This is a genomic window from Micromonospora sp. WMMA1947 (genome assembly GCF_027497355.1).
GTDB lineage: Bacteria > Actinomycetota > Actinomycetes > Mycobacteriales > Micromonosporaceae > Micromonospora.
Genome location: NZ_CP114909.1, coordinates 3,705,365 through 3,729,047, shown reverse-complemented (window position 1 = coordinate 3,729,047; position 23,683 = coordinate 3,705,365). Strand labels below are relative to the sequence as shown.

The 23,683-nt window shown below is 71.4% G+C and carries 25 protein-coding genes; 4 read left to right on the top strand and 21 right to left on the bottom strand.

The features are described from left to right. Positions 1-8: 8 nt before the first annotated feature. Both O7604_RS17940 and O7604_RS17935 read right to left on the bottom strand, forming a co-directional pair. Positions 9-542, bottom strand: a complete 534-nt coding sequence (locus O7604_RS17940) for a hypothetical protein (RefSeq protein ID WP_281577168.1) — start codon at positions 540-542, stop codon at positions 9-11. A gap of 173 nt (positions 543-715) precedes the next feature. Next, complete coding sequence (locus O7604_RS17935) at positions 716-2,350, bottom strand: glycosyl hydrolase family 18 protein (RefSeq protein ID WP_269704863.1); 1,635 nt, start codon at positions 2,348-2,350, stop codon at positions 716-718. A gap of 143 nt (positions 2,351-2,493) precedes the next feature. Between O7604_RS17935 and O7604_RS17930 the strand changes: the two genes are divergently transcribed. Next, positions 2,494-2,982, top strand: coding sequence for a glutathione peroxidase (locus O7604_RS17930; protein WP_281577167.1), 489 nt, complete (start codon positions 2,494-2,496; stop codon positions 2,980-2,982). 72 nt (positions 2,983-3,054) lie between these two features. Here the strand turns inward: O7604_RS17930 and O7604_RS17925 are convergent, their stop codons facing one another. The 13 genes from O7604_RS17925 to O7604_RS17865 form a co-directional block, all read right to left on the bottom strand. Then, positions 3,055-3,858 carry an SGNH/GDSL hydrolase family protein gene (locus tag O7604_RS17925; protein WP_281577166.1) on the bottom strand — a complete coding sequence of 268 codons (804 nt, stop codon included), beginning with the start codon at positions 3,856-3,858 and terminating at the stop codon, positions 3,055-3,057. 106 nt (positions 3,859-3,964) lie between these two features. Further along, a complete protein-coding gene (locus O7604_RS17920) occupies positions 3,965-4,480 on the bottom strand; it encodes a GNAT family N-acetyltransferase (RefSeq protein WP_281577165.1) in 516 nt (171 codons plus the stop codon). A gap of 7 nt (positions 4,481-4,487) precedes the next feature. Beyond that, entirely contained in the window at positions 4,488-4,838 is a 351-nt protein-coding gene (locus O7604_RS17915) for a DUF2203 domain-containing protein (RefSeq protein ID WP_260034125.1), read from the bottom strand. Between the two features lie 24 nt (positions 4,839-4,862). Next, positions 4,863-5,648 (bottom strand): maleylpyruvate isomerase family mycothiol-dependent enzyme, encoded by a 786-nt coding sequence (locus O7604_RS17910; RefSeq protein WP_269704859.1) that lies wholly within the window; start codon positions 5,646-5,648, stop codon positions 4,863-4,865. A gap of 55 nt (positions 5,649-5,703) precedes the next feature. Next, positions 5,704-7,344 carry an ammonium transporter gene (locus tag O7604_RS17905; protein ID WP_281577164.1) on the bottom strand — a complete coding sequence of 547 codons (1,641 nt, stop codon included), beginning with the start codon at positions 7,342-7,344 and terminating at the stop codon, positions 5,704-5,706. Further along, complete coding sequence (gene yut, locus O7604_RS17900; RefSeq protein ID WP_281577163.1) at positions 7,322-8,392, bottom strand: urea transporter; 1,071 nt, start codon at positions 8,390-8,392, stop codon at positions 7,322-7,324. Before yut ends, O7604_RS17905 begins: the two co-directional genes overlap by 23 nt. An 18-nt stretch (positions 8,393-8,410) precedes the next feature. Then, positions 8,411-9,328 carry an urease accessory protein UreD gene (locus O7604_RS17895; RefSeq protein ID WP_269704856.1) on the bottom strand — a complete coding sequence of 306 codons (918 nt, stop codon included), beginning with the start codon at positions 9,326-9,328 and terminating at the stop codon, positions 8,411-8,413. Next, positions 9,325-9,954, bottom strand: coding sequence for an urease accessory protein UreG (ureG, locus tag O7604_RS17890; RefSeq protein ID WP_013287653.1), 630 nt, complete (start codon positions 9,952-9,954; stop codon positions 9,325-9,327). Before ureG ends, O7604_RS17895 begins: the two co-directional genes overlap by 4 nt. A 29-nt stretch (positions 9,955-9,983) precedes the next feature. Then, complete coding sequence (locus tag O7604_RS17885; protein WP_244933245.1) at positions 9,984-10,661, bottom strand: urease accessory protein UreF; 678 nt, start codon at positions 10,659-10,661, stop codon at positions 9,984-9,986. Between the two features lie 18 nt (positions 10,662-10,679). Further along, positions 10,680-11,243 carry an urease accessory protein UreE gene (gene ureE, locus O7604_RS17880; protein ID WP_281577162.1) on the bottom strand — a complete coding sequence of 188 codons (564 nt, stop codon included), beginning with the start codon at positions 11,241-11,243 and terminating at the stop codon, positions 10,680-10,682. A gap of 59 nt (positions 11,244-11,302) precedes the next feature. Continuing rightward, positions 11,303-13,021, bottom strand: a complete 1,719-nt coding sequence (locus O7604_RS17875) for an urease subunit alpha (protein WP_281577161.1) — start codon at positions 13,019-13,021, stop codon at positions 11,303-11,305. After that, positions 13,018-13,497, bottom strand: coding sequence for an urease subunit beta (locus O7604_RS17870; RefSeq protein WP_281577160.1), 480 nt, complete (start codon positions 13,495-13,497; stop codon positions 13,018-13,020). Before O7604_RS17870 ends, O7604_RS17875 begins: the two co-directional genes overlap by 4 nt. A 43-nt stretch (positions 13,498-13,540) precedes the next feature. Then, positions 13,541-13,843, bottom strand: a complete 303-nt coding sequence (locus O7604_RS17865; RefSeq protein ID WP_013287657.1) for an urease subunit gamma — start codon at positions 13,841-13,843, stop codon at positions 13,541-13,543. Positions 13,844-14,169: 326 nt separating this feature from the next. Here O7604_RS17865 and O7604_RS17860 point away from each other — a divergent pair, with 326 nt between their 5' ends. Then, complete coding sequence (locus O7604_RS17860) at positions 14,170-14,892, top strand: YoaK family protein (protein ID WP_281577159.1); 723 nt, start codon at positions 14,170-14,172, stop codon at positions 14,890-14,892. Positions 14,893-14,895: 3 nt separating this feature from the next. Here O7604_RS17860 and proC read toward each other — a convergent pair whose 3' ends face one another. From proC to O7604_RS17840, 4 genes are all read right to left on the bottom strand, one after another. After that, positions 14,896-15,714, bottom strand: a complete 819-nt coding sequence (gene proC, locus O7604_RS17855) for a pyrroline-5-carboxylate reductase (RefSeq protein WP_269704852.1) — start codon at positions 15,712-15,714, stop codon at positions 14,896-14,898. A gap of 80 nt (positions 15,715-15,794) precedes the next feature. Further along, positions 15,795-16,823: a 6-phosphofructokinase gene (locus tag O7604_RS17850; protein ID WP_269707047.1), complete on the bottom strand. Its 1,029-nt coding sequence runs from the start codon at positions 16,821-16,823 to the stop codon at positions 15,795-15,797. Positions 16,824-17,001: 178 nt separating this feature from the next. Beyond that, positions 17,002-17,505, bottom strand: coding sequence for a pyridoxamine 5'-phosphate oxidase family protein (locus tag O7604_RS17845; protein ID WP_269704851.1), 504 nt, complete (start codon positions 17,503-17,505; stop codon positions 17,002-17,004). Between the two features lie 58 nt (positions 17,506-17,563). After that, positions 17,564-18,067, bottom strand: coding sequence for a polyadenylate-specific 3'-exoribonuclease AS (locus O7604_RS17840; protein WP_013287663.1), 504 nt, complete (start codon positions 18,065-18,067; stop codon positions 17,564-17,566). A 246-nt stretch (positions 18,068-18,313) separates the two neighbouring features. Here O7604_RS17840 and O7604_RS17835 point away from each other — a divergent pair, with 246 nt between their 5' ends. After that, on the top strand, positions 18,314-19,006 hold the full coding sequence (locus O7604_RS17835; protein ID WP_013287664.1) for a Crp/Fnr family transcriptional regulator: 693 nt from the start codon (positions 18,314-18,316) through the stop codon (positions 19,004-19,006). A 78-nt stretch (positions 19,007-19,084) separates the two neighbouring features. Here O7604_RS17835 and O7604_RS17830 read toward each other — a convergent pair whose 3' ends face one another. Then, a complete protein-coding gene (locus O7604_RS17830; protein WP_269704850.1) occupies positions 19,085-19,327 on the bottom strand; it encodes a hypothetical protein in 243 nt (80 codons plus the stop codon). A gap of 139 nt (positions 19,328-19,466) precedes the next feature. Between O7604_RS17830 and O7604_RS17825 the strand changes: the two genes are divergently transcribed. Continuing rightward, a complete protein-coding gene (locus O7604_RS17825; RefSeq protein WP_281579977.1) occupies positions 19,467-22,934 on the top strand; it encodes an adenylate/guanylate cyclase domain-containing protein in 3,468 nt (1,155 codons plus the stop codon). A 3-nt stretch (positions 22,935-22,937) separates the two neighbouring features. Here O7604_RS17825 and O7604_RS17820 read toward each other — a convergent pair whose 3' ends face one another. Next, the gene (locus tag O7604_RS17820; protein ID WP_269704849.1) at positions 22,938-23,633 is read right to left on the bottom strand and encodes a lysophospholipid acyltransferase family protein; all 696 of its coding nucleotides are present in this window, start codon (positions 23,631-23,633) and stop codon (positions 22,938-22,940) included. Between the last annotated feature and the right edge of the window lie 50 nt (positions 23,634-23,683).

The window sequence follows — 23,683 nt, the reverse complement described above, 5'->3', positions numbered from 1 at the left end:
GGTTCCGGTCACTGGGAGGGCACCGGCGAGGGCGCCCGCGCGGACGGCGGCGGCTCCGTCGGGTCGGCGGTCGCCTCGACTGCGGGCTCGCCGGGCACCTCGCCGGAGATGCACCAGTCCGCCCCGGTACGGGTGACCGTGAACAGGAGCGACCGGGCGGCCTTGCGCGAGCCAACGGCGACGGTGATCGAGGCGCTGACCTCCTGGCCGTTCGGACCGGAGCGGACCTCGGTGATCGTCGCCTCGGGCACGGTGAAGTGGTCGGCGAAGTCGCCGTTCGGGCCGGTGGCGGCGGAGTCGAAGGCGGCGTGCATGGGCGCGCAGAGCTGGCTGCGGCCGGCGGCGGCGTCGCGGGCGGTGAGCGCGTCCAGGTACGCCTGCACACGTTCGCGGCTCTTGGCCGCCGCCTCCTCGGCCGGCGCCTTCCCGCTGGGCGGGGCGTCTTTGCCGTCCTGGCCGCCCGAGCCGCAGGCGGCCAGGGCCGCCGGCAGGAGCGCGAGGACGACGAGACCGGCGAACCGGTCCCGGTGGCTGCGGCCCATCTGTCCTCCCGTCGCGTGGACTCGTCGAGCGGCGAGTGTGTCACATCCGGCCCGCGTGGCCGGGTGACTCCCCATCCTGACCCGGATCGGCGCGCTCGGCCAGGACGGCACGCGGGCGGGGAGGGGCCGGTACGGCCCCTCCCCGCCGGGTGGGTGGTGCGTCGGCCCTCGGCTCAGCCGAGACCGCCCTTGATGGCGCCGATCAGCTCGCCGTTGCTGGTGTCACCGGAGAGCTCCCAGAAGAACGCGCCACCGAGGCCCTGGCTGTTGGCGTAGCTCATCTTGCCGCCGATGGTCGACGGCGTGTCGTAGCTCCACCAGTTGCTGCCGCACTTGGCGTACGCCGTGCCGCCGACGGTGCCGGTGGCCGGGCAGCTGTTCTTGAGCACCTTGTAGTCCTCGATGCCGGCCTCGTAGGTACCAGGTGCCGCGCCGGTGGCGCTGCCGCCGGGCGCGGCCTGGGTCACGCCGGTCCAGCCGCGTCCGTAGAACCCGACGCCGAGCAGCAGCTTGCTGGACGGTACGCCCTTGGACTTGAGCTTCTGGATCGCCGCGTCGGACCAGAAGCCCTGCTGCGGGATGCCCGCGTAGGAGTAGAGCGGCGAGTGCGGCGCGGTCGGCCCCTGGGCGTTGAAGGCGCCGAAGTAGTCGTACGTCATCGGCATCAGCCAGTTGAGGCTGTTCGCGGCGCCGGCGTAGTCGGTGGCGTCGATCTTGCCGCCGTTGCTGCCGTCGGCGGTGATCGCCGCGGTGACCAGGAAGCTGGAGCCGAACTTGCTCCGCAGCGCCGAGACCACGTTCTTGAACGCGTTCGGGCCGCTGCTGTCGCACTGGAGGCCGCAGGCGTTCGGGTACTCCCAGTCCACGTCGATGCCGTCGAAGACGTCCGCCCAGCGCGGGTCCTTGACCAGGGAGTAGCAGGAGTCGGCGAACGCGGCCGGGTTCTGCGCGGCCTGGGTGAAGCCGCCGGACCAGGTCCAGCCGCCGAAGGACCAGAGCACCTTCAGGTTCGGGTACATCTTCTTGAGCTTGCGCAGCTGGTTGAAGCTGCCGCGCAGCGGCTGGTCCCAGGTGTCGGCGACGCCGTCGACGCTGTCCGCCGCGGTGTACGCCTTCTCGTAGTCGGCGTAGCTGTCCCCGATGCTGCACCGGCCGCCGGTGGTGTTGCCGAAGGCGTACAGGATGTGGGTCAGCTTCGCGGCCGAGCCGCTGGTGTGGATGTTCTTGACGTGGTAGTTGCGGGCGTAGACGCCCCACTCGGCGAAGTAGCCGACGATCTTCTTGCCGCCGGGCGGCGGCGTGGTGGGCGGCTGCGTGGTCGGCGGGGTAGTCGTCGGCGGAGTGGTGGTGGGTGGCGTCGTGGTCGGCGGTGCGGTGGTCGGCGCGGTGGTCGTCGGCGTGCCGCCGCCGGTGCAGGTGCCACCGTTGATGGTGCAGCTCACCGGCGCCTTGTACGCGCCGGTGCCGTTGTAGCCCCAGCTGAAGCTGGCGCCGGGGGCGAGCGTCGACGCCCAGCTCTTGTTGACCGCCACGTAGCGGTCGCCGCTACGGGTGATGTCGGCGTCCCAGGAGCTGCTGATCGAGGTGCCGGAGGGCAGCGTGAACTCGATGCGCCAGCCGTTGACGGTGGAGCTGGTGCCGTTGGTGACGGTCACCCGCCCCTCGTGGCCGGTCCCCCAGTCCTGCACCTTGGCGAACGTGGCGGTGACGCTGCCGGCGGCCGACGCGGTGGTCATGGGCACCGCGGCGACCGCGAGCGCGACCACGGCGCCGGTGGCCCACAGGGCCCGGCGGAGCGATCTCTTCATACGGCGTCCCTCCAATAGTTAGGAAACTTTCCAAATTGATTGCTGAGACGCTACTCACGCCGTCACCACTTCGTCAAGATGTCGATGCATCGATTTCACGGGTGACGCGGGACGGTGGGCACGACGAGTCGTAGCCTCGTCCCATGACCGTTTTCGACGTCCAGATCGACGCCCTCACCGGCGGCCCGGCCGACCTCGGCCGCTACCGCGGCCGCGCCCTGCTCGTGGTCAATGTGGCCTCCCGCTGCGGCCTCACCCCGCAGTACGCGGGCCTTCAGGAGCTCGCCGACACGTACGCCGGACGCGGGCTGACGGTGCTCGGGGTGCCGTGCAACCAGTTCGCCGGCCAGGAGCCGGGCAGCGCCGCCGAGATCGAGGAGTTCTGCCAGGTCAACTACGGCGTGACGTTCCCGCTGACGGCGAAGGTCGACGTCAACGGGCCGGACCGGCACCCGCTCTACGCGGAGTTGGTGTCCACGCCGGACGCCGAGGGGCACACCGGCGACGTGCGCTGGAACTTCGAGAAGTTCCTCGTCGCGCCGGACGGCACGGTGGCCGCCCGGTTCGGCCCGCAGGTCACGCCCGAGGACCCCGAGCTACGCGCGGCGATCGAGAAGGTCCTGCCGGCCTGACGGCCGCACCCGTCGCCGGGCACGGCGAAGCGGCACGCCCCCGCGGGAGGCGTGCCGCTGCCGTGGATCGGGTCAGCCGGCGGCGGCCCGGAACACCGGGTAGTAGCCGCCGGACTGCCCCGCCGCCGTCGGGTGGTACGACTTGCTCAGGCTCAGCACGTTGAGCGCGTGCAGCCACTTGGTCCCGTAGCTGCACAGCTGGTGGCCGACGAAGATGGAACGCACGTCGGCGAATTTGAAGCCGGCCGAGACGGCGGCCGTACGGGTGATGTCGTCGAGCAGGTTGATGCCCTCGTTGATCTTCGCCCGGGACGTCGCGCTGAGCCCGACACAGGTCGTGCCGAGCTGGTAGAAGACCGGGTAGCCGACCACCACGACGCGGGCCGAGGGCGAGCGGCTCTTGATGCCGTTGTAGACGTTGGCGAGGCGGCCCGGCATCGAGGTGCGGGCCACGTTCATGGCGGATTGCACAGCCGCCACGCACTGGGTCTCCCCCTGCAGCACGCAGGTGCTCATGATGTTGGCGAAGCCGACGTCGTTGCCGCCCACCGTGACGCTGACCAGCGTGGTGGTGGAGGAGAGCGCGGAGAGCTGGCTGTTGATGACGTCCGTCGTGGTGGCGCCGGAGCAGGCGACCGACCGGTACGAAGCGGGCTTGATGTTGGCGTTGTAGAGCGCCGGGTAGGCGTTCGTGCTGCGTAGACAGTTACCGCTCTCGGACGTGTAGCTGTCGGCGCCGACGCCGGAGGCGTACGAGTCGCCGAGCGCGACGTAGCGGTCGGTCGGGGCCGCCTGGGCGGGGGCGGCCAGAGACAGGGTGACCCCGACCGAGGCGGCCAGGGTCAGGGCGAGGGTGGCAAGACGGGATCTCCGCACGTCGCACTCCTGGGGGCGTGAAGTGGTGGTGAGAGATAGATATCAATAAGATCACAGCACATGGAAGATCACCGATTTGCGGCCCGGCGCGCATAGCGACTACTCGCTACAAATCGCTGCCGGTTTCGCGGGGTGGGATGAAGGATTCCGCCGGAAAGGTCAGCCGCATCGCCGGGTCGGCGGTCTCCCGGAAGCCCAGGGCACGGCAGAGCGGCCGGCCGGCCGCCGAGGCCCGCAGGTCGACCCGGCGTACGCCCCGGACCCGGAACCAGGCCAGCAGCGCGGTCAGGCAGGTTCGGCTGTGGCCACGCCGGCGGTACGCCGGGTCGGTGCTGACGTTGAAGACGTACCCGACCAGGCCGCTCGGGTCGTCCGGCCCGCCGAGCCGCCGCTCCACAGTGCCCACCGCGCAGGCCGCCAGCGACGCGCCGTCCGGCGTGTCGACCACGAAGGCGGCGAGCCAGGGATCCGGCTCGGCCAGCCAGGCATGCAGATTGTCCCGGGCGACGTCCTGCCAGCGACCCGGCGGCGTCGGCACCCCACTCATTCCGGCCAGCATCAGCCCACGCAACCGCACCAGCTCGTCGGCGTCGGACGGCACCGCCCGCCGCGCGTCACCCACGAACGGCTCAGACCGGACGGCGGCCGGCGAACCCGCACTCGACCCGGTGGTACCACCGGATGTCGGTGTCCCCCTCCAGCCAGCACCAGAGCACCGCCCGGCCGTCACGTTCACCGGGAAAGTCGAGCAGCACCGGAGCGATTCCCTTGACCGCGATCTCGTGCTGGTGGAACTCGTCCACCACGAGATGCAGGCGCGCCTCCAACGCCTTCACCTCGGCCAGCCCGCCGAGCGCGCTGACGCCGTGGTCGGCCAGATCGACACGCAACTCGGCCAGGTCGGCCCGCAACCGGATCAGCTCGTCAACGCGCGGCCGCAACGTTGCCACCAGGTGTCGCGCCTGGGCGAGAGTGAACACCGAGCCAGTATGCGGCACGACCGGCTACACGGACGGGTCCCAGGCCGCGAGCTGGTCGAAGATGCGACGGTCGCCGTCGAACTGCAGGGAATCCAGCGGTATGCGGCCGTAGAAGAACAGGACCAGGTCACTGGCGGTGCCCCGGGCGGAGACGTCGGCCGCGTCCGGGGCCCCACCGGCAGCGGGCGTGAGGTGGGCGACCTGCGCCCCCTCGGCGGACAGCCGGAGGCGCCAGGAGCGGCCCTCGACGGCGTGGTAGTCGACGACGGCGGGCCGGTGCGGCCAGGCGACAGTCGTCGCGCAGAGGGTGAACTGGCAGTCGTCGAAACCGTCGAGGGCGACCTCCTCCGGCAGCGGCTGAGGGCTGCCCACCGTGAGCTGGGCGTCGTAGGTGTGCACCGCGATCTCGGGAACCTGTCGCCGCGCCCAGGCACCAGCGGTTTGCGGGGACGGCGAGTCGTCCCACCACGTCCAGCAACCGCGATCCGGGCCGGCCTCACCCAGCGCCCTCGTCAACCGCTCGACGGACTCGGTCCACCAGGCCAGCAGCGCCTCGCGTTCCCGGGGCGCACCCACTCCGTCCTCCCATGCCGACGCCTCCGGGGGCCCGTCCGCGGGCCCCGCGGCGACGATCGCGGCTGCTTTGCGACGGCCCGTGCCCACGTGTCGGACGAGATCGAACAGCGTCCGCTCCGGATGGGTGGGAACCGTCATGTCGAGGCTGGGCGCCGCGGCGACCGTGGTGCGGAAGGCGGTCGACCGTTCGTCGATGAGCCGCAGATGATCGGAGAACGTCAACGTCTTGTGCACGTCGGCTTTCTACCAGTGCACCCGGCAACCGGACAGCGGTTTTCGCCGCCGACTGTCAGGACTGGACGCGTTCCGCCTCCTGCACGAACGTGTCGGCCCGGCGCGCGCCCATCCGGTCCAACTCGTCCAGCACCGCCCCCACCCCGTCCGCGCCGACCAGCACGGTGACGCGCAGCCGGGCGGCGAGGGGCTGGTCCTGCCAGTAGCCGCGGGGCAGCAGGCTGGCCTGAGGTGTCGTGGTCGCCACGGCGGCGTCGCTCACGATGACCGAGATCGCGCCGGCGCGCAGCAGCGCGTCGCGCAGGTCGGCGCTGTTCGCCGCCGGGTCCGGTTCCAGCAGCGCGGTGACCACCCGTACCCGCCGGCCGGGCGGCACTGCCGGTTCGCCGGCCGGCGTCGCCGCGGTGCGACGGCGGGGTGCGCCGGGCGCGGTCAGGCTGGTGACGCCGCCCAGGTGGTACGCGTCGGCGCCCTGCTGCGCCTGGTCCAGGCGTTCCTGGTCGGCCGGCGGTACGCGCAGGCCGATGAGCGCCTGCACCCCGGCGGCGATCAGCCAGGTCAGGACGAAGGAGAACGCGACCACGCTCACCACGCCGACGAGCTGGCGCCACAGCAGGCCACCTCCGCCGCCGAGGAACAGCCCGTCGGCGCCGAGCGGGTTGACCCCGCGGTTGCCGAACAGGCCGAGCAGGAGCGTGCCGAGCATGCCGCCGACGAAGTGCACGGCGAGCACGTCGAGCGCGTCGTCGAGGCGCAGCAGGTACTTCAGCTTCAGCGCGAAGTGGCAGACCAGGCCGGCCAGCGCGCCGATCGCGACGGCCGAGGCCGCGTTGACGTACCCGGCGGTCGGGGTGACGGTGGCCAGGCCCGCGACCGCGCCGGAGACCGCGCCCACGACGGTGCTGTGTCCGTCCGTGACGCGTTCCAGCGCCAGCCAGACGAGCATCGCCGCGGCGGCGGCCAGGTGCGTGTTGAGGACGGCCTGCGCGGCCAGGCCGTTGGCCTGGAGGCCGTCGCCGCCGTTGAAGCCGAACCAGCCGAACCAGAGGATGCCGGCGCCGACGATGGTCAGCGGAATCGAGTTCGGTGGCGCGGCGGTGTGCGGCCAGTCCCGGCGGCGGCCGACGACGAGCAGGACGGCGAGGACGGCGGCGCCGGCGCTGGCGTGCACGACGAGACCGCCGGCCCAGTCCTGGGTGCCGAACTTCGCGAGCCATCCGCCGGGGTGCCAGAGCCAGTGCGCGATCGGCGCGTAGACCACTATCGACCAGACCGCGAGGAACAGCACCCAGCCACCGAACTTGAGCCGACCCGCGGTGGCGCCGGTGACGAGCGCGGGCGTGATCACCGCGAACATCATCTGGAACAATACGAACGCCAGCGTCGGGATGGTGATCCGGCCGTCGACCACGTGCAGGTTCGGCGCGGGCGGCACCTTCAGGTCGGTGAGCCCGAACAGCTCCAGGTTGCCGAACAGCCCGCTGCCGGCGTCGTCGCCGAAGGCGATGGTGTAGCCGACAAGCACCCAGGTCAGGCTGACCACGCCCAGCGCGATCATGTTCTGTTGCAGCATCGCCAGCACGTTGCGGGTACGGACCATGCCGCCGTAGAACGCGGCGAGCCCCGGCGTCATGAACAGGACCAGCCCGGCGCAGACAAGCACCCAGGCGGTGTCACCCGCGTTCGGAGCGGACACGGTTTCCCTCCTTCTCTCGCAGGTGGACGGAGTCGCGCACGGTGTGCAGGACGCTGTCCCTGACCCGTTCGTGGTTGGGCAGCGGCGCGAAGTGCCGGTCCGGCAGCAGCAACAGCCAGGTGGCGATGTTGAACGGACCGGTCAGCACCGGGATGCCCAGCGGCGTGAGCACCGTGGTCAACGCCATCTGCACGACCAGCGTCAGCGCGATGCCGAACAGCGTGTAGACGGTCACCAGCGCGCCGGGGCGGTGCGCGACAGCGCCCACCACGATCGCGGTCAGGACCGCGTTGAAGGCGAACAGCCCCTTGTCCAGGGACGCGCCGTCGGCACCGAACCAGAGCGCCAGCAGTGTCGCGCCGACGGCGCCGATCACCGCGAACAGCGCCGACCACCGGGAGTTGATCAGGAGGGCGACGAGGATGAGCAGGCCGGTCACCCAGCTCTCGATCAGGTAGACCTGGGACACGCCCTTGAAGAACGTCGGGACGAGGCCCCAGTCGAACGTGCCGCCGGCCGACGATCCCTCACCGGGGAACTTCGGCGTCAGCTTGGTGAGCACGGTGAACCTGTCGAACTGGTACGCCGCCATCAGCAGGAACCAGGTCGTGAGCACGAACGGGAACGTGTAGGCGGTCAGGTTCCAGCGTTTGAACACGGCGTTGAGGGCGAGCGTGACCACCACCGTGCCGATCGCGCCGAGCACGAGGTAGAGCCACATCAGCGGGCGCTGGTCGAGGAACGTGGGCACCGCGAGCCCGGTCAGCAGCGGGCTGAAGCCGAACAGGCCCTTGCGCCAGCTGGACATGTCGACCCGCAGCGCCAGCGCGGTGGCGGTGCCCACGACCAGGGCGAGCACGCCGCCGCCGAACACCCGGGGCGTCCCGTTCTCGAACGCGCCCCAGGCCAGCGCGATCAGGATGAGCAGGCCGCTGAGCGGATTGTTCTGGAGCACCACCTGCGCGGCGCCGCGCAGGCTCGCGTCGACGAACCCGGCCGCCGGGTTCCGGTCGGCCAGGTGGCGCCAGCCACGTCCGATGTCGGCCATGTCGCTGTTCTCCTCGCCTCAACGCCAGCTGAAGACCGGCGGGAAGGTGCAGCCGGTCACCTCTTCGCGGGCGGCGACGCAGAACTCGCGTACCGCTGCGCGGACCGGTTCGGTCTCCTGGCCCAGCACCTTGAACACCAGTCCGGCGTCGTTGGGCAGCCGGCTCACCGCGGTGGCCAGCGGTGTCTGCTCGTCCCACACCGGTGTCGCGGTCCGCTCGAACACCCGGGCCGCCCGGTCCGGGTCGGTGAGCAGCACGACGTTGCCGAAGACGTGGAAGCGGTCCATCATCCCGATGCGCGTCACCGGGAAGCGGCCGGGCGTGATGACGAACTTCTCCACAAACAGCGGGCGTCCGTCGGGCCGCTGGGCCCGCAGCGTGGTGGAGAACAGGTCGTACGCGAAGATCTCGCCGTCGCGGTAGTACTTGCGGCCGGGCTGGAGCACCTCGGCGTACAGCATCGTCGCGGTCTCCGGCAGCCGGACCACTGTGTCGGAGACGAACCGGCTGCGCCGGAACGGGATCACCGGCTCGGGCAGGAACTCCAGGTAGGCGTCGTCGGCCAGGGTGAAGCTCTGGGTCTGGGTGCCGTAGTTGGCGTCCATCTCCTGGATCTTGGTGGCGGCCTGGGTGACCAGGTGCGCCTGTGCGCCCGGGCCCAGGTCGACGTCCATCCGTAGCCGGTCGCCCTGGAGCACGCCGCCGGAGGTGGTGAGGATCATGACGCAGGGCAGGCCCGGCATTTCCTCGTCCCAGTACAGCGCACGCTGCACCAGCAGCGGCGACTGCCGGAAGACGTCGCGCAGGATGGTCCGGTCCGCGCGCCGCTCGAACCCCAGCCGGAGGATGCCCACCTTGCCGTTCGCGGCGGCCGGCAGCTGCGCCGGCTGGTCCTGGTACGGCGCGAGTTCCCGGACGGAGTCCAGAGTGGTCATGCCAGCACTTCGGCGTCGAACAGCGCGTTGCGACGGACCAGGTCCACCAGGTCGTCGATGCCCTCGCCGGTCTTGCAGTTGGTGAACACGAACGGCTTGCCGCCGCGCATCAGCTCGGCGTCGCGGGCCATCACGTCCAGGTCGGCGTCGACGTACGGGGCCAGGTCCGTCTTGTTGATCACGAGGATGTCGGACTTGGAGATACCCGGGCCGTTCTTGCGCGGGATCTTGTCGCCGGCCGCCACGTCGATCACGTAGATGAAGTAGTCGACGAGCGCGGGGCTGAACGTGAGCGTGAGGTTGTCCCCGCCGCTCTCGATGAGCACGACGTCGCTGTCCGGGAACCGCGCCTCCATGTCCTCCACCGCGGCGAGGTTCATGCTCGGGTCCTCACGAACGGCGGTGTGCGGGCAGGCGCCGGTCTCCACGCCGACGATGCGTTCCTCCACCAGCACGCCGGTCAGCGCGCGGCGGACGTGCTTGGCGTCCTCGGTGGTGACCACGTCGTTGGTGATGACCAGGATGCGCAGGCCCTGCTCGACCAGGCGGGGCACGACGGCCTCGATGATCGCCGTCTTGCCGCTGCCCACCGGGCCGCCCACACCGATCCGACTCGCTGATTTCATTGTTGAAAAGCCCTTCAGGTGATGAGCGGTCAGCTCATGAACATCCGTACGTGTGCGTGCTGGTGCGCGCCGGCCAGCACGTCGAGGTGCGGCGCGAAGCTCTGCATGTCGTCGAGCCCGGCGGTGCGCACCTCCTCGTAGTCCTCGCCGACCCGCTCGTTGACCGCGAAGAGGATCGACTGGGTGTCGAGGTGGTCCACCCGCATCAGCCGGACCGCCGCGCCGAGCACCATGGAGGCCGCGCCGTACTGGTGGGCGGCGAACGCGTCCGCCTCGCCCACGCCGAGTTCGGCGAAGAGCACGCCGAGCGCGACCGGGTAGGTGACCGGGACGCCGGCGCCGCTCTCCGCGACGCGCTTGCGCAGCAGGGACTCCCCCACCACCCGTTCGGCGGCCTCGGCCAGCTTGCGCCCCATGCGGACGGTCATCGTCCGCGTCTCCTCGTTGATCTTGCGCAGGTGTACGGCCTCGTCGGCCGCCCGGATCCGGTCGAGGTCACCGGCACGGGCGGCGCGGTGCGCCACGAGCAGCGCCACCCCGTCACCGGTGGCGGCGGCGCGGGTGACCGTCCGCACGAACTCCTGCAACGTGGCCCGGTCGTGCACCGCGCCCTGCTCGACCGCCGTCTCCAGCCCGTTGGAGAAGGAGAACGCGCCGACCGGGAAGACCGAGTCGCCGAACTGGAGCAGCTTCAGGGCCTCGGTCACCGTGGACACCGCGGCCCCTCAGTTCAGGTCGGCGGGCAGGTGCGTGTGCGGGGTCGAGTCGGCCCCGCCGAACAGGCGCCGCGACTCGTGCGGGGCCAGGTACGCGATGATCTCGGTGCCGGGAATGAACTCGTGGGTGAGACCGGTGAACGCGTGGGTGCGCATCACCGAGTCCATGACCTTGCGGTCCACAGTGAGCGGGACGTACATCTTGGTGCCCTTCACCACCGCCGGCCAGTGCTGGTTGCCGATCGCGTGGCCCAGTTCGACGGCGGAGCGGATCACCATGTCCAGCGACTCGCCGTGCAGCGTGTCGAGGTGCACCACCATGACCTCGCCGAGCGCGATGCGGGCCACCACAGCGGTCGCGGTGGCGTCGTCCCAGGCGAGCACGTCACCGTCGCGCAGCCGTACGCCGCGGGCCAGGGACAGCGCCAGTTCGGTGCCGAGACTGGTGGTCCGGCGCAGCCGGCTCTTCTGGGCGTCCCACTGGTCGAGGGCCAGGTCGTCGACCTTTGCCTCGCGGAGCCGCTCGGTCCAGGCCGGCTCGTTCACGTTGCCGAGTACCGTTTCGACGAGCATGTGTTCTCCTTTCACGCGACCCCGCCGCCGGCCCGGCCGGGAGCGGTCGCCGCGCCGGGTCAGCTGAAGAAGTAGAGCTGGCTGAGGGGGAGGTTCTTGGCCGCCGGCACTGTCGCGTGCACGCCGTCCATCTTCACGGCGAAGGTCTCCGGGTCGACCTCGAGCTTCGGCGTACGGTCGTTGCGCACCATGTCGCGCTTGGTCAGGTTGCGGCAGCCGTAGACCGGCACGACCTGCCGTTGCAGGCCCAACTGCTCGGCCACGCCCGACTCGTGCGCGGCGCGGGACACGAACGTCACGCAGTTCTTGGCGACCTGCGAACCGGTGGCGCCGAACATGGGCCGGTAGTAGACCGGCTGCGGGGTGGGCAGCGACGCGTTCGGGTCACCCATGATCGACCAGGCGATCATGCCGCCCTTGAGGACCATCTTCGGCTTCGTGCCGAAGAACGCGGGCTCCCAGAGCACCAGGTCGGCGAGCTTGCCGGGGCTGACCGAGCCGATGACGTGCGAGACGCCCTGGGTGATCGCCGGGTTGATGGTCATCTTGGCGACGTAGCGCAGGACGCGGAAGTTGTCGTTGGCGTCGGAGTCCTCGGCCAGCTTGCCGCGGACGTTCTTCATCTGCCCGGCGAGCTGGACGGTGCGCAGCCAGGTCTCGCCCACCCGGCCCATGGCCTGCGAGTCGCTCTGCATCATCGAGATGACGCCCTCGTCGAGGAGCACGTCCTCGGCGGCGATCGTCTCGGTGCGGATCCGGCTCTCCACGAAGGCGACGTCCGAGGGCACCTTCGGGTTGAAGTTGTGGCAGACCATGATCATGTCGTACAGCTCGGACTGGCTGTTGATGCCGTACGGCACGGTGGGCGTGGTCGACGCGGGCAGGACGTTCATCTGGCCGGCGACCTTGATGATGTCCGGCGCGTGCCCGCCACCGGCGCCCTCGGTGTGGAAGGTGTGGATGGTGCGGCCCTCGAAGGCGGCGATGCTGTCCTCGATGTAGCCGCTCTCGTTGAGCGTGTCGGTGTGGATGCTGATCTGGACGTCGTACTCGTCGGCAACGGCCAGGCAGGACCGGATCACCGCGGGCGGCGCACCCCAGTCCTCGTGGATCTTGAAGCTGGGCACCCCGGCCATGATCTGCTCGACGAGCGGCGCCCGGCCGCTGCTGTTGCCCTTGCCCAGCAGGCCGATGTTGATCGGAAGGTCCTCGAAGGACCGCATCATGTTCTGGATGTTCCACGGGCCGGGCGTGATGGTGACGCCGTTGGTGCTGTCGGTGGGCCCGGTGCCACCGCCCCAGAGGGTGGTGACGCCGTTGCTCAGCGCGGCCCACACCTGCTGCGGGGTGACCAGGTGGACGTGCGCGTCGATGCCGCCGGCGGTCAGGATCAGATGCTCACCGGAGATCGCGTCGGTGCCCGGCCCGGTCACCAGGCCCGGGGTCACCCCGTCCATGATGTTGGGGTTGCCGGCCTTGCCGATCCCGGCGATCTTTCCGTCCTTGATCCCGACGTCCGCCTTGACCACGCCGAGCAGCGCGTCGACGATTGTCACGTTGGTGATCACCAGGTCCACCACGCCCTCGGCACTGGTGGCCTGGCTGGCACTGCCCATGCCGTCGCGCAGGGTCTTGCCGCCGCCGTACATGACCTCGTCACCGAGGACCCGCAGGTCCTTCTCGATCTCGATGTAGAGGTCGGTGTCACCCAGCCGGATCTGGTCGCCCGTGGTCGGGCCGTACATTCCGGCGTATTCCTGCCGTGAGATCTGACTCATGCGTTCTGGCCCTTGCCTTGGTCCTGGCCCTTGCCCTGGTCCTGCTGCTGCGAGGTGGTCTTGAAGCCGCGCGTCTGGGCCTGGTGGAGCGCCTCGGCCCGGTCCGGCCGGTACCCGGGGATCGGTCCGTCGCCGGTCCAGCCCTGGACCAGGCCGTTGAAGCCGTACACCCGCTGGGAGCCGCCGTACGGTACGAGCTGGACGGTCTTGCGGTCGCCCGGCTCGAACCGGATCGAGGTCGTGGCCGGGATGTTCAGCCGCTTCCCGAACGCCGCCGGACGGTCGAACTCCAGGAAGCGGTTGGCCTCGAAGAAGTGGAAGTGGGAGCCGACCTGGATGGGCCGGTCGCCGGTGTTGTGCACGACCACCTCGGTCACCGGCCGCCCGGCGTTGAGTTCCAGGGGTTGGTCGCTGAGCTTGTAGCCGCCGATGGGCCGAAGGTGCTTGGAGTTCGGTCCCGGGTGTTGCTTCGCCATGTCGCCCCCGCTCTGCCGGAGACCGTGGCCTCCGGTCGCTGCTCTACTGGATGGGTGAGTGGACGGTGATCAGCCGTGACCCGTCGGTGAAAACCGCTTCGACCTGGAGCATCGGGATCATGTCCGCCACACCGGGGATCACGTCGTCGGCCGTGAGCACGTGGCTCGCGTCGTTCATGACCTCCTCGACGGTCTTGCCCTCGCGCGCGCCCTCGAGCGCCGCCGCGCAGATCACCGCCACCGCCTCGGGGTGGTTGAGCTTGACCCCACGCGCCTTGCGGGCGTTGGCGACCATCGCCAGCGAGTGAATCGTCAGCTTGTCGAATTCCTTCGGCGTGAGATGCACGTCGCGGTCCCTTCACGTACTTTCGGCTATTCCGTCACATTAGGGGTGATTTGCGGGGAAAGGAGGTTTTCAGCAAGATCTCAGGAATCCGCGTGCGCCCGCCTGCGCCGGTCGTAGTCGGCGACCCACATCTGCTGGATCTGCTCGAGCGGACGGCGCCACTGCGGGGACCGCAGTTCCCGCCGGATCGCCTCACGGCCGTGCAGGCCGCCATCGAAAGGGTTGAAAGCCCTACATACGCGACATATGGTAGGTTCGCCGCAGCGGTGCGACAGCGGAACGTCCGGACGCCGCCGGGGCTGCTCCTGCGAACGGACGGGGGAAGGGTGAACCGCTCGGCGCCGTACGGCTCCGCGGACTCCTACCGCGAGTTCCGCCACCCGCTCGCGGCACTCGTGCTCGCCGTCGTCACCGCCGGCGCGCTGGACGCCTTCGCGTTCCTGCGCTACGGCGCGTTCGTCGCCAACCAGTCCGGCAACGCCATCTTCCTCGGCATGGGACCGGCCGGCGGGCACGCCACATGGCCGGTCTCCGCCGCCTCGATCGTCGCGTTCGCCACCGCCGCCGGACTGGTCGCCCTGCTCCGCGGTCGCACCCGGCCGACCGTGGCGCCACTTGTCGACATCGCCGTCACCGAGGCCGCCATGGTCGCCTGGACGGTGCTCAACCTGGTGCTCGCGTACGGCCGGGACGGCACGGCGTCGCGGGTGCTGCTCGCCGCGGCCGGCGCGGTCGCCATGGGCAGCCTGACCACACTGGCGACCCGTACCGCGGGGATCGCGACGCCGATCACCTACCAGTCGGACACCACGACGAAGACCGGTGAGCGGGCCGCCCGCTGGCTGTTCGGCCCCACCGCCGGCCGGGGCCGGGCCCGGCGGGGCACCCTGCTCGGGCTGCTCGCCCTGGTCAGCTACAGCGTCGGCGGCGCGGTCGGCACGCTCGCCCAGCAACGGCCCCGCTGGGTGCCGCTGTGGGGGACGCTCGCCCTGGCCGTGCTCATCCTGCTGCTGCGGCGGCACCCGCGACCGGCGTCGCGGCCCGGCTGAACGTCAGTCGGCCTGAGCGGCGAGTTCCCGCGCCCGGTCCCGGGCCGCCTCCAGCGCCGCCAGCATGGCCGCCCGTACGCCGTGGTTCTCCAGCTCGCGGATCGCGGAGATGGTGGTGCCGGCCGGCGAGGTGACCGCCTCACGCAGCTTCACCGGGTGCTCGCCGGAGTCACGCAACATCACCGCCGAGCCGATCGCGGTCTGCACGATCAGCTCGTGCGCCACCTGGCGCGGCAGGCCGAGCAGGATGCCCGCGTCGATCATCGCCTCGACCAGCAGGTAGAAGTAGGCCGGGCCGGAGCCGGAGAGCGCGGTGACCGCGTCCTGCTGCGACTCGGGCACCCGCACCGTCGAGCCGAGCGGGGAGAACATCTCCTCGGCCAGAGCCAGGTGCTCGCCGGTGGCGTGCGCGCCCGCCGAGATGGCGCTCATCGCCTGGTCGACGAGCGCCGGGGTGTTGGTCATCACCCGGACCACGGGGGTGCCCTCTGGCAGCCGGCGGTTGAAGAACGCGGTCGGCAGGCCGGCGCAGAGCGAGATGACCAGCTTGTCGGCCGGCACCTTCGGGCCGATCTCGTCCAGCAGCGCGGCGGCGTCCTGCGGCTTGACCGACACGGCCAGCACCTCGGCCTCGGTCACGGCGGTCAGGTTGTCCACCACCCGTACGCCGTAGCGGTCGGCCAGTTCCTTCGCCCGGGCGGGCCGACGCGCGGTGGCGAGCAGCCGCTCCACCGGCCAGCCGGAACGCAGCAGCCCGGAAAGCATCAGCTCACCGATCTTGCCGGCGCCGATCACCGCGACCGTGTGCACCTGGCGTGCCATCAGCCGTACCCCTTCCCGGGTCACGTGGGCACGGGCGTGGCGGGCCGGGTCGCCGGCCCGCCACGCCCGTAGGCCGTCGATCAGCTGCCGAAGAAGACTTCGGCCTCGGCGTACCGCTCCAGCGGCACGGTCTTCAGCTCGCGGGTGGCGTCGGCGAGCGGGACACGGACGATGTCCGTGCTCTGCATCGCGACCATCTTGCCCCAGTCGCCCTCGTTCGCGGCGTCGATCGCGTGGAGGCCGAGCCGCGTGGCCAGCACCCGGTCGAAAGCAGTCGGGGTGCCGCCGCGCTGGATGTGGCCGAGCACCACGGTGCGGGCCTCCTTGCCGGTCTTCGCCTCCAGCTGCTCGGCCAGCCACTGGCCGATGCCGCCGAGACGGACGTGACCGAACGCGTCCAGCTCCTGGTTGTGCAGCACCATCTGGCCGTCCAGCGGCTGGGCGCCCTCGGCGACCACGACGATCGGGGCGTACTGGTGCTGGAAGCGCTTCTCGACGTAGCCGGCGACCTGCTCGACGTCGAACTGCCGCTCCGGCAGCAGGATCACGTTGGCGCCACCGGCGAGGCCGGCGTGCAGGGCGATCCAGCCGGCGTGGCGGCCCATGACCTCGACCACGAGCGTGCGGTGGTGGCTCTCCGCGGTGGTGTGCAGCCGGTCGATCGCCTCCATGGCGATGTTGACGGCGGTGTCGAAGCCGAACGTGTAGTCCGTCGCACCGAGGTCGTTGTCGATCGTCTTCGGCACACCGATGACGTTGACGCCCAGCTCGTGCAGCTTGGTCGCGACGCCGAGCGTGTCCTCGCCGCCGATCGCGATCAGGGCGTCCACGCCCTGGGCGGCGAGGTTGTCCTTGATCCGCTCCACGCCGTTCTCGATCTTGAACGGGTTGGTGCGGGACGAGCCGAGGATGGTGCCGCCGCGGGGCAGGATGCCGCGCACCTCGGGGATGCCCAGGGGCTTGGTCAGACCCTCCAGCGGGCCCTTCCAGCCGTCCCGGAAGCCCACGAACTCGTGACCGTAGGTGGCGACGCCCTTGCGGACCACCGCCCGAATCACCGCGTTGAGACCTGGGCAGTCGCCGCCGCCGGTGAGCACTCCGATACGCATGATCTGCTCATCCTCCTGGAGCATCAGGTGAAGCCCGGATAAGCCCCAGGATATGTGTCAGATCAGACCATCGGCGCCGTTGCCGGCCCGGGGCGGGCCGTCACTGCGCACTGTAGTCGGCGCAGGTGTACGCCGACACCGCACCCCGGGCCGTTCCGGACGGCGGACGGGCTACCCGTCAGTAGTCGACCTCGTGGTTCTCCCCCGCCTTCGGCGGCTTGCCGGTCACCGCCGCCTTGGCGAAGCCGAGCAGGTTGACCACGGTGCTGCCGGGCGAGTCCCAGTACTCCGCCGACCCGGCGTGCACCTTGATCAACGTGATCCCGGGCGTGTCCAGCCCGTCCGGGAACCACGCCTTCAGCAGCGGGTTCCACAGCTCCTTCGCCCGCTCGGGATCCCACTCCTCGGTGGCGGTGCCGGCGACCGACACCCAGGCGTGGTGGCGCTGGTCGGAGAAACCGACATTGACCTGCGGGTTCACCCGGATCTGCCGGACCTTCGCCGAGTCGGCGTACGCGAAGAACCACAGGTCGCCGTCGAAATCGGCCTCCTGCAACCCCATCGGGCGGCTGATCAGACGGCCGTCCACGCCGGTCGTGGTGAGCAGGCAGATCCGGGCGTCCCGGATCAGCTCGGTGACCCGGCGGCGGGCATCCGCGGCGTTTGTCGGCTCATGGCTCATGGGGCACTCCTGTCTCGGATCGGCGTAGATGCCGCTCCGGTGCCCTGGGCGGAACCGGTCAAACCTCCCGCGCGGTCATCGCCCGCCACCGCGCCAGGTTGTGCCGCGCGTCGACGAGCGCGTCGTGCCGGTCGGCCTCGGCGTCCGGCAGCCGGGGGCGCCCCCGGTCGTCCCAGAGCTGGCGCAGCTCCTTGGTGAAGCGAGGGATCTCCCGGGGCAGCGCCGGCATCGCGCCCCAGAGCTGGGCCAGCACGACGTGGTCGTAGGCGGCGTACCAGGCCCACAGCTCCAACTGCTCGCCCGGCCGGTCCCGTACCGGCTCCAGCAGGAACTCGTGCAGGTCGTCGCGGATGCGCGCGCGGGAGCGCCACGCCCGGTCAGCAGGCGACGGGAGCTTGTCCAGCACGTTGCGCCGCACCCAGGGCACCGCCCGGGAGTCGTCGAACTCGGTGGAGACCGCGTAGAACTCGCGGCCGTACTCGTCGACGACGCCGATCGACACCAGGTCGACGATGCGGCCGTCCTCGATGAATTCGCAGTCGTAGAAATAGCGGTAGACCATCACCCCCATCCTCGCCCATCACCGGCACGGGCCGGTCGTCGGGGCGTCCGCCGAGGTCGGCGGCGTGCCGGCGGCGGCCGGGCATGGTCACGGAAGTGTTTCCGGGGGTGTACAGCACGCGACGAGAGCGTCATGATCTGATGTGTACCGCCGTCGGGCGCCGAACCGGTTGAGCTGCCTCGTACCGGGAATGACAGCTTCACCCGGTGTGCGAGTCGTGACTTCTGACCGGGGAGGGGTTGAGCCGTGGAGTCTCGCCTGCCGGAGCCGGGTGACGCGCTCACGGGTGTGGAGATGTTCGCCGGGCTGGAGCCGGAGGTGCGGCAACGTGTCATCGCCGCCGCCGTACCGCGCACCTACCGCAAGGGCCAGCTTCTCTTCGTCGAGAACGACCCCGGTGAGTCGCTGATCGTGCTGCGCCGTGGCGCGGTGGCGGTTTTCCGCACCGCACCGACCGGCGAACGCGCGGTGCTGTCGGTCATCCGACCCCCGGACGTGCTCGGCGAGGTGTCCCTGTTGGACGCCTCCACCCGCTCGGCGTCGGCCGAGGCGATCGAGGACTGCGCCGCGCTGGCGCTGTCCCGGCCCGCGTTCATGGAACTGGTGCACTCCAACCCGCGCATCCTGGACGCGGTGATGCGCTCCCTGGGCCAGCTGATCCGCCGGCTCACCGAGCAGAACGCCGACCACGTCTTCCTCGACCTGCCCGGCCGGGTGGCCAAGACGCTGGTCCGGCTGGCCGGCGAGAGCCAGGCCCCGATGATCACCATCGAGTTGAACCAGAGCCAGCTCGCCGAGATGGCGGGCGGTTCCCGGCAGAGCGTCAACCAGGCCATCGGCTCGTTCGCCAGCCGCGGCTGGCTGCGCACCGAAGGCCGCCGCATCGTGGTCACCGATGTGGCCGCGCTGCGCCGCCGGGCCGGCATGAACGACCGCTGACACGACGACGGCGGGGGCCGGCGGTCGTCCCGCCGGCCCCCGCCGCGTTCGTCGTACGCCCGTTCGTCGTACGCCCGGTCAGTCGTTGTCGGTGTCGGCCGGGGGCGCGCTCGGGCCCGGGCCGATCTTCGACGGGTCGGTCTTCTTCGGCGGGGTCGTCGTGGTGGTCGTGGTCTCGGTCGATCCACTACCCGCGGGCTGCTCCACCATGCCTTTTTCCTCCAGTTCGGCGAGGGTTACGGCGTCCACGTCGACCGTGTCGCCGACGGCCCACACCGTCCCCCGTGGATCGGTCCATGCGGCGGACAGCCGGACGTGCACGGCAAACTCCCTGTCGACGGGACTTCCTGCTAGGGGAGACTAGACCCGGCCGAACAGCCGTGACGTCCCGCCGACCCGTCGGGTACCCGACTGCGCGGCCGCGCGGGACACTGGGGACCTCACGCGTACGGAGCCCGACATCGACCTCACCTGTGGACACTGCGCCCGGACCGCCGGGCCGGACGACCGTTTCTGCGGTGGGTGCGGTCGTCCGCTGGCGGCTGCCTGCCCTGGCTGCGGCCACGCCAACGACACCGGCGCCAACTTCTGCACGAACTGCGGTCAGCCGCTGCGCGACCACGCGGTCGCCGTGCAGGAGGACCGCCGCCAGGTGAGCGTGCTCTTCATCGACATCGTCGACTTCACGACATACGCCGAGCGGGCCGACCCGGAGCAGGCCCGTGGCCTGCAACAGGCGTACTTCGCCACCGTGCGCCGGCTGGTGCACCAGTACGGCGGCGTGGTGGAGAAGTACATCGGGGACGCCGTCATGGCGTTGTTCGGCGCGCCGGTGGCCACCGACAACGACGCGCTGCGCTGCGTACGCGCCGGGCTGGAGCTGCAACGCAGCCTGGCCCGGCAGCCGGCCGGCCCGCATCCGCCGCTCGGGTTCCGGGTCGGCATCGCCACCGGCGAGGCCCTGGTCGACCTGTCCGCGGCGCGCGACGGCGGCCAGGCGTTCGTCACCGGCGACGTGGTGAACACCGCCAGCCGGTTGCAGGGGCTCGCTCCGGTGGGCGGCGTGGTGGTCGACGAGAGCACCTGGGCGGCCACCCGGCGCGAGATGGAGTACGACGACCAGCCGCCGGTGACCCTGCGCGGCCGCTCGACGGTGAGCCGGATCTGGCTGGCCGTACGGGCGCGGCCCCGGCGCGACGGGCAGACCGCCGAGCTGACCCCGATGGTCGACCGGGACCACGAGCGGGGCCTGCTGGTCAGCGCGTTGCACCGCACGCTCACCGAGCGCACCTCGCAGCTGCTCACCGTCTTCGGCCCGGCCGGGGTGGGCAAGAGCCGGCTGCTGCGCGAACTGGCCCGGCACGCCGCCAGCCTGCCCGGCGCCCGGGTCACCTGGCTGACCGGCCAGTGCCCGCCGTTCGGCGAGAACGTCACCTACGCGGCGCTGGCGGACATCGTGCGGAGCTGGGCCGGGCTGACCGGCGCCGACGACCCGGCCACCGTCCGGGACCGGCTGCGCGAGCGACTGGGCCACCTCGCCGACCCGCACGCGGTACGGCTGGCCGAGGCGCTGGGCCCGCTGGTCGGCGTCTCCGGGGAACGGCTCACCTCGGCCGAGACCGAGGCGGCGTGGCGGCGTTTCCTGCTCACCCTGGCGGCGACCGGCCCCACGGTGCTCGTCTTCGAGGACATGCACTGGGCCGACGAGGCGATGCTGTCCTTCGTCGAGCAGCTCGGCGCGGCGGCCCGCAACGTGCCGCTGCTCGTCGTCGCCACCGCCCGGCCGGAGCTGCGGGAGCGGCACCCCGCCTGGACCGGCACGATCAGCGGGGCGATGTCCATCTCGGTGCCGCCGATGCACGACGGGGACATCGACACGCTCTACTCGCTGCTGCTCGGCCAGGCCACGCTGCCGCAGGAGGCGCGCGCGCCGCTCATCGAGTTCGCCGACGGCAACCCGCTCTACGCCCAGGAGTACGCGCGGATGCTGCTCGACGGCGGGCTGGCCGAGCGGACCGCCGCGCTCGCGCTCGTCGACCCGGTCGGCACCGCCGGGATGCCACGTACCGTGCAGGCGGTCATCGCCAACCGGCTGGACCTGCTCGATCCGGCCGACCGGGCGGTGCTCCAGGCCGCCTCGGTGGTCGGCGTGCAGTTCTGGGCGGCGCCGGTGGCGCTGGCGCTGGGCCGCCCGACGGAGTGGGTCGAGCGCGCGCTGCACCACCTCCAGCGGCGCGACCTGGTCTACGAGCTGCCCGTCTCGGCCATGCCCGGCCAGGCGGAGTACCGGTTCCGGCACGTCCTGGTCCGGGACGTCTGCTATCAGCGGCTGCCCCGCGCCGAGCGGGTCGTCCGGCACCAGCGCACCGCCGACTGGCTGGAGCAGCTCGCCGACGGCCGGCTGCACGACCTGGCCGAGGTGCTGGCCAACCACAGGTGGGCGGCGCACGAGATCGCCCGTACGGTCGGGCTGGACCAGGCCCCGCAGGCGGCGGCGACCCGGTCCGCGCTGCACCGGGCCGCGCGCCGGGCGTACGACCTGCACGCGCTGGACACGGCGGCCACGCTCGTGGAGCGCGCGCTGAGCGTGGAGTGCGGGCCGGACCCGGCACTCGAGCTGTTCCAGGCCGAGCTGGCGTTCTACCGGGACCGCGACGGTTTCCTGGACGGCGGCGGCACGGCGCTGCTCACCGCGCTCGCCGACCGGCTGGCCGACGTCGGTGACCGGCCCGGCGCGGCGAAGGCGTGGCGGCTGCTGGCCACGGCGGCCTTCGCCCGGGCCGACCGCTCGGAGCTGATGCGCTGCCTGGACCGAGCGATCGGGCTGCACGCCACGCTGCCGGACAGCGAGGACAAGGTGGGGGTGCTGCTGGAGCTGGCCCGGGCGCACATGCTCGATGCGGAGACCGAGCCGGCGTGCGCGGCCGCCCGCACCGCCGCCGAGCTGGCCGAGCGGCTGGGGCTGCGCGAGGCCCGGGCGAACGCGCGCATCACGCTCGCGGTGGTCCGCTACCAGGCAGGCGCCGAGGAGGCGTACGCCGAGCTGGCCGAGGTGACCGAGGAGTGCCGGGTGGAGCGGCTGACCGGCCGCCGCCGGGCGGTGCACAACCTGGCCTGGGTGCTTCAGGAGGAGGGCGACCTGGCCGGCTCGGCCCGGCTGGTCGACGAGCAGCGGTCGCTGGACCTGGCCGGCGAGCACGCCCTGACGGTGAGCTTCAGCGACCAGTGGACCCGGTCGTACTACAGCGGGGACTGGACGGCGGCGCTGCGGATGGCCGAGGGGTCGACCCGGCGCCCGACCGACGAGTGGGACATGCACGTCGTGGCCGTGTCCGGCTGGATCCGGGCGCTCGGCGACGATCCGGCCGGCCCGGGGACCGGCGAGGACCTGGTGGACCAGGCGCTCGTCGCGGCCCGGCGCAGCGGCTTCCAGCGGGTGCTGCGCTCGACGCTGGCGCACGCCGCGCTCTGCCGCGCGGTGCAGGGGCGCCGGGACGAGGCGATCGCGCTGCTGACCGAGCTGGACGAGGACTGGCGCCAGACCCGGATGATCCCGTTCGCCGAGTGGGTGCCCGCGGTGGGTCACGTCGCCGCGCTGCTCGGTGACGACGCCGCGGTGCTGGTGCGCGACCTGCTGGCCCGGTCGCCACGGGTGACCCGCTGGGCGCGGGCGGCCGGCCGGTCCGCCGAGGCGGCGCTGGCCCGGCGCGACGGAGACGCCGCGCGGGCGGGCCGGTTGCTCACCGAGGCCGCCGAGGGGTACGCGGAGATGACCGACGTCACCGACCAGATGATCGCGTCCGCGCTGGCGGTCGGGCCGCTGACCGAGGCGGACCCGCCGGCCGCGGCGGCGACGCTGGCCCGGGTACGCGAGTTCGCCGGCCGGCACACCGCCGGTGGGCTGCTGCGGATCGCCGGGGCGGGCTGAGGGTCAGGCCGGGACCGGCTGCCGCGTCGCGGCGCTCTTGGCCTTCTGGGCGTACGTGTCGACGTACTCGCGGCCGGACAGCTCCATCAGCTCGTACATGATCTCGTCGGTGACCGCCCGTTCGACGAACCGGTCGCCGGCCATCCCGGCGTAGCGGGAGAAGTCCAGCGGCGGCCCGAAGCGGATCCGCACCCGGCCCAGGTTCGGGATGATCTGGCCGGTGGGCTGGATGGCGTCGGAGTTGAGCATCGCCATCGGGACGACCGGGGCGCCGCTCTCCAGGGCCAGCCGCGCCACGCCGGTCTTGCCCCGGTAGAGGCGGCCGTCCGGCGAGCGGGTGCCCTCCGGGTAGATGCCGGCGATGCCACCGGCGCGCAGCACCGAGAGCTGGGTGTCGAGGGCGGCGCGGGCGGCCCGGCCGCCGGAGCGGTCGACCGGGATGGTGCCGGAGCCGACGAAGAACATCTTGGTGAGGCGGCCCTTGAGTCCCTTACCGGTGAAGTATTCGGCTTTCGCGATGAAGGTGACTTTTCGCTTGACGATCAGCGGCGTGAAGATCGAATCCGAGAAGGAGAGGTGGTTGCTGGCCAGGATCACCGGGCCGGTGGACGGAACGTGCTCCAGCCCTTCGACCTGCGGGCGGAAGATCAACCGCAGCAGCGGGCCGAGAACGACGTACTTCAGCAGCCAGTACAGCACCGGCGTCCTTCCCGTGTCGGTGGCGGCGGACGGGTCGCCGCGTGGCCCCG

Excerpts from the sequence above, each read along its gene's own strand:
- O7604_RS17940 (WP_281577168.1), bottom strand. The coding sequence starts at position 542 with ATGGGCCGCAGCCACCGGGACCGGTTCGCCGGTCTCGTCGTCCTCGCG.
- O7604_RS17935 (WP_269704863.1), bottom strand. The coding sequence starts at position 2,350 with ATGAAGAGATCGCTCCGCCGGGCCCTGTGGGCCACCGGCGCCGTGGTC.
- O7604_RS17930 (WP_281577167.1), top strand. The coding sequence starts at position 2,494 with ATGACCGTTTTCGACGTCCAGATCGACGCCCTCACCGGCGGCCCGGCC.
- yut (WP_281577163.1), bottom strand. The coding sequence starts at position 8,392 with ATGGCCGACATCGGACGTGGCTGGCGCCACCTGGCCGACCGGAACCCG.
- O7604_RS17895 (WP_269704856.1), bottom strand. The coding sequence starts at position 9,328 with ATGACCACTCTGGACTCCGTCCGGGAACTCGCGCCGTACCAGGACCAG.
- ureG (WP_013287653.1), bottom strand. The coding sequence starts at position 9,954 with ATGAAATCAGCGAGTCGGATCGGTGTGGGCGGCCCGGTGGGCAGCGGC.
- ureE (WP_281577162.1), bottom strand. The coding sequence starts at position 11,243 with ATGCTCGTCGAAACGGTACTCGGCAACGTGAACGAGCCGGCCTGGACC.
- O7604_RS17875 (WP_281577161.1), bottom strand. The coding sequence starts at position 13,021 with ATGAGTCAGATCTCACGGCAGGAATACGCCGGAATGTACGGCCCGACC.
- O7604_RS17870 (WP_281577160.1), bottom strand. The coding sequence starts at position 13,497 with ATGGCGAAGCAACACCCGGGACCGAACTCCAAGCACCTTCGGCCCATC.
- proC (WP_269704852.1), bottom strand. The coding sequence starts at position 15,714 with ATGGCACGCCAGGTGCACACGGTCGCGGTGATCGGCGCCGGCAAGATC.
- O7604_RS17850 (WP_269707047.1), bottom strand. The coding sequence starts at position 16,823 with ATGCGTATCGGAGTGCTCACCGGCGGCGGCGACTGCCCAGGTCTCAAC.
- O7604_RS17845 (WP_269704851.1), bottom strand. The coding sequence starts at position 17,505 with ATGAGCCATGAGCCGACAAACGCCGCGGATGCCCGCCGCCGGGTCACC.
- O7604_RS17840 (WP_013287663.1), bottom strand. The coding sequence starts at position 18,067 with ATGGTCTACCGCTATTTCTACGACTGCGAATTCATCGAGGACGGCCGC.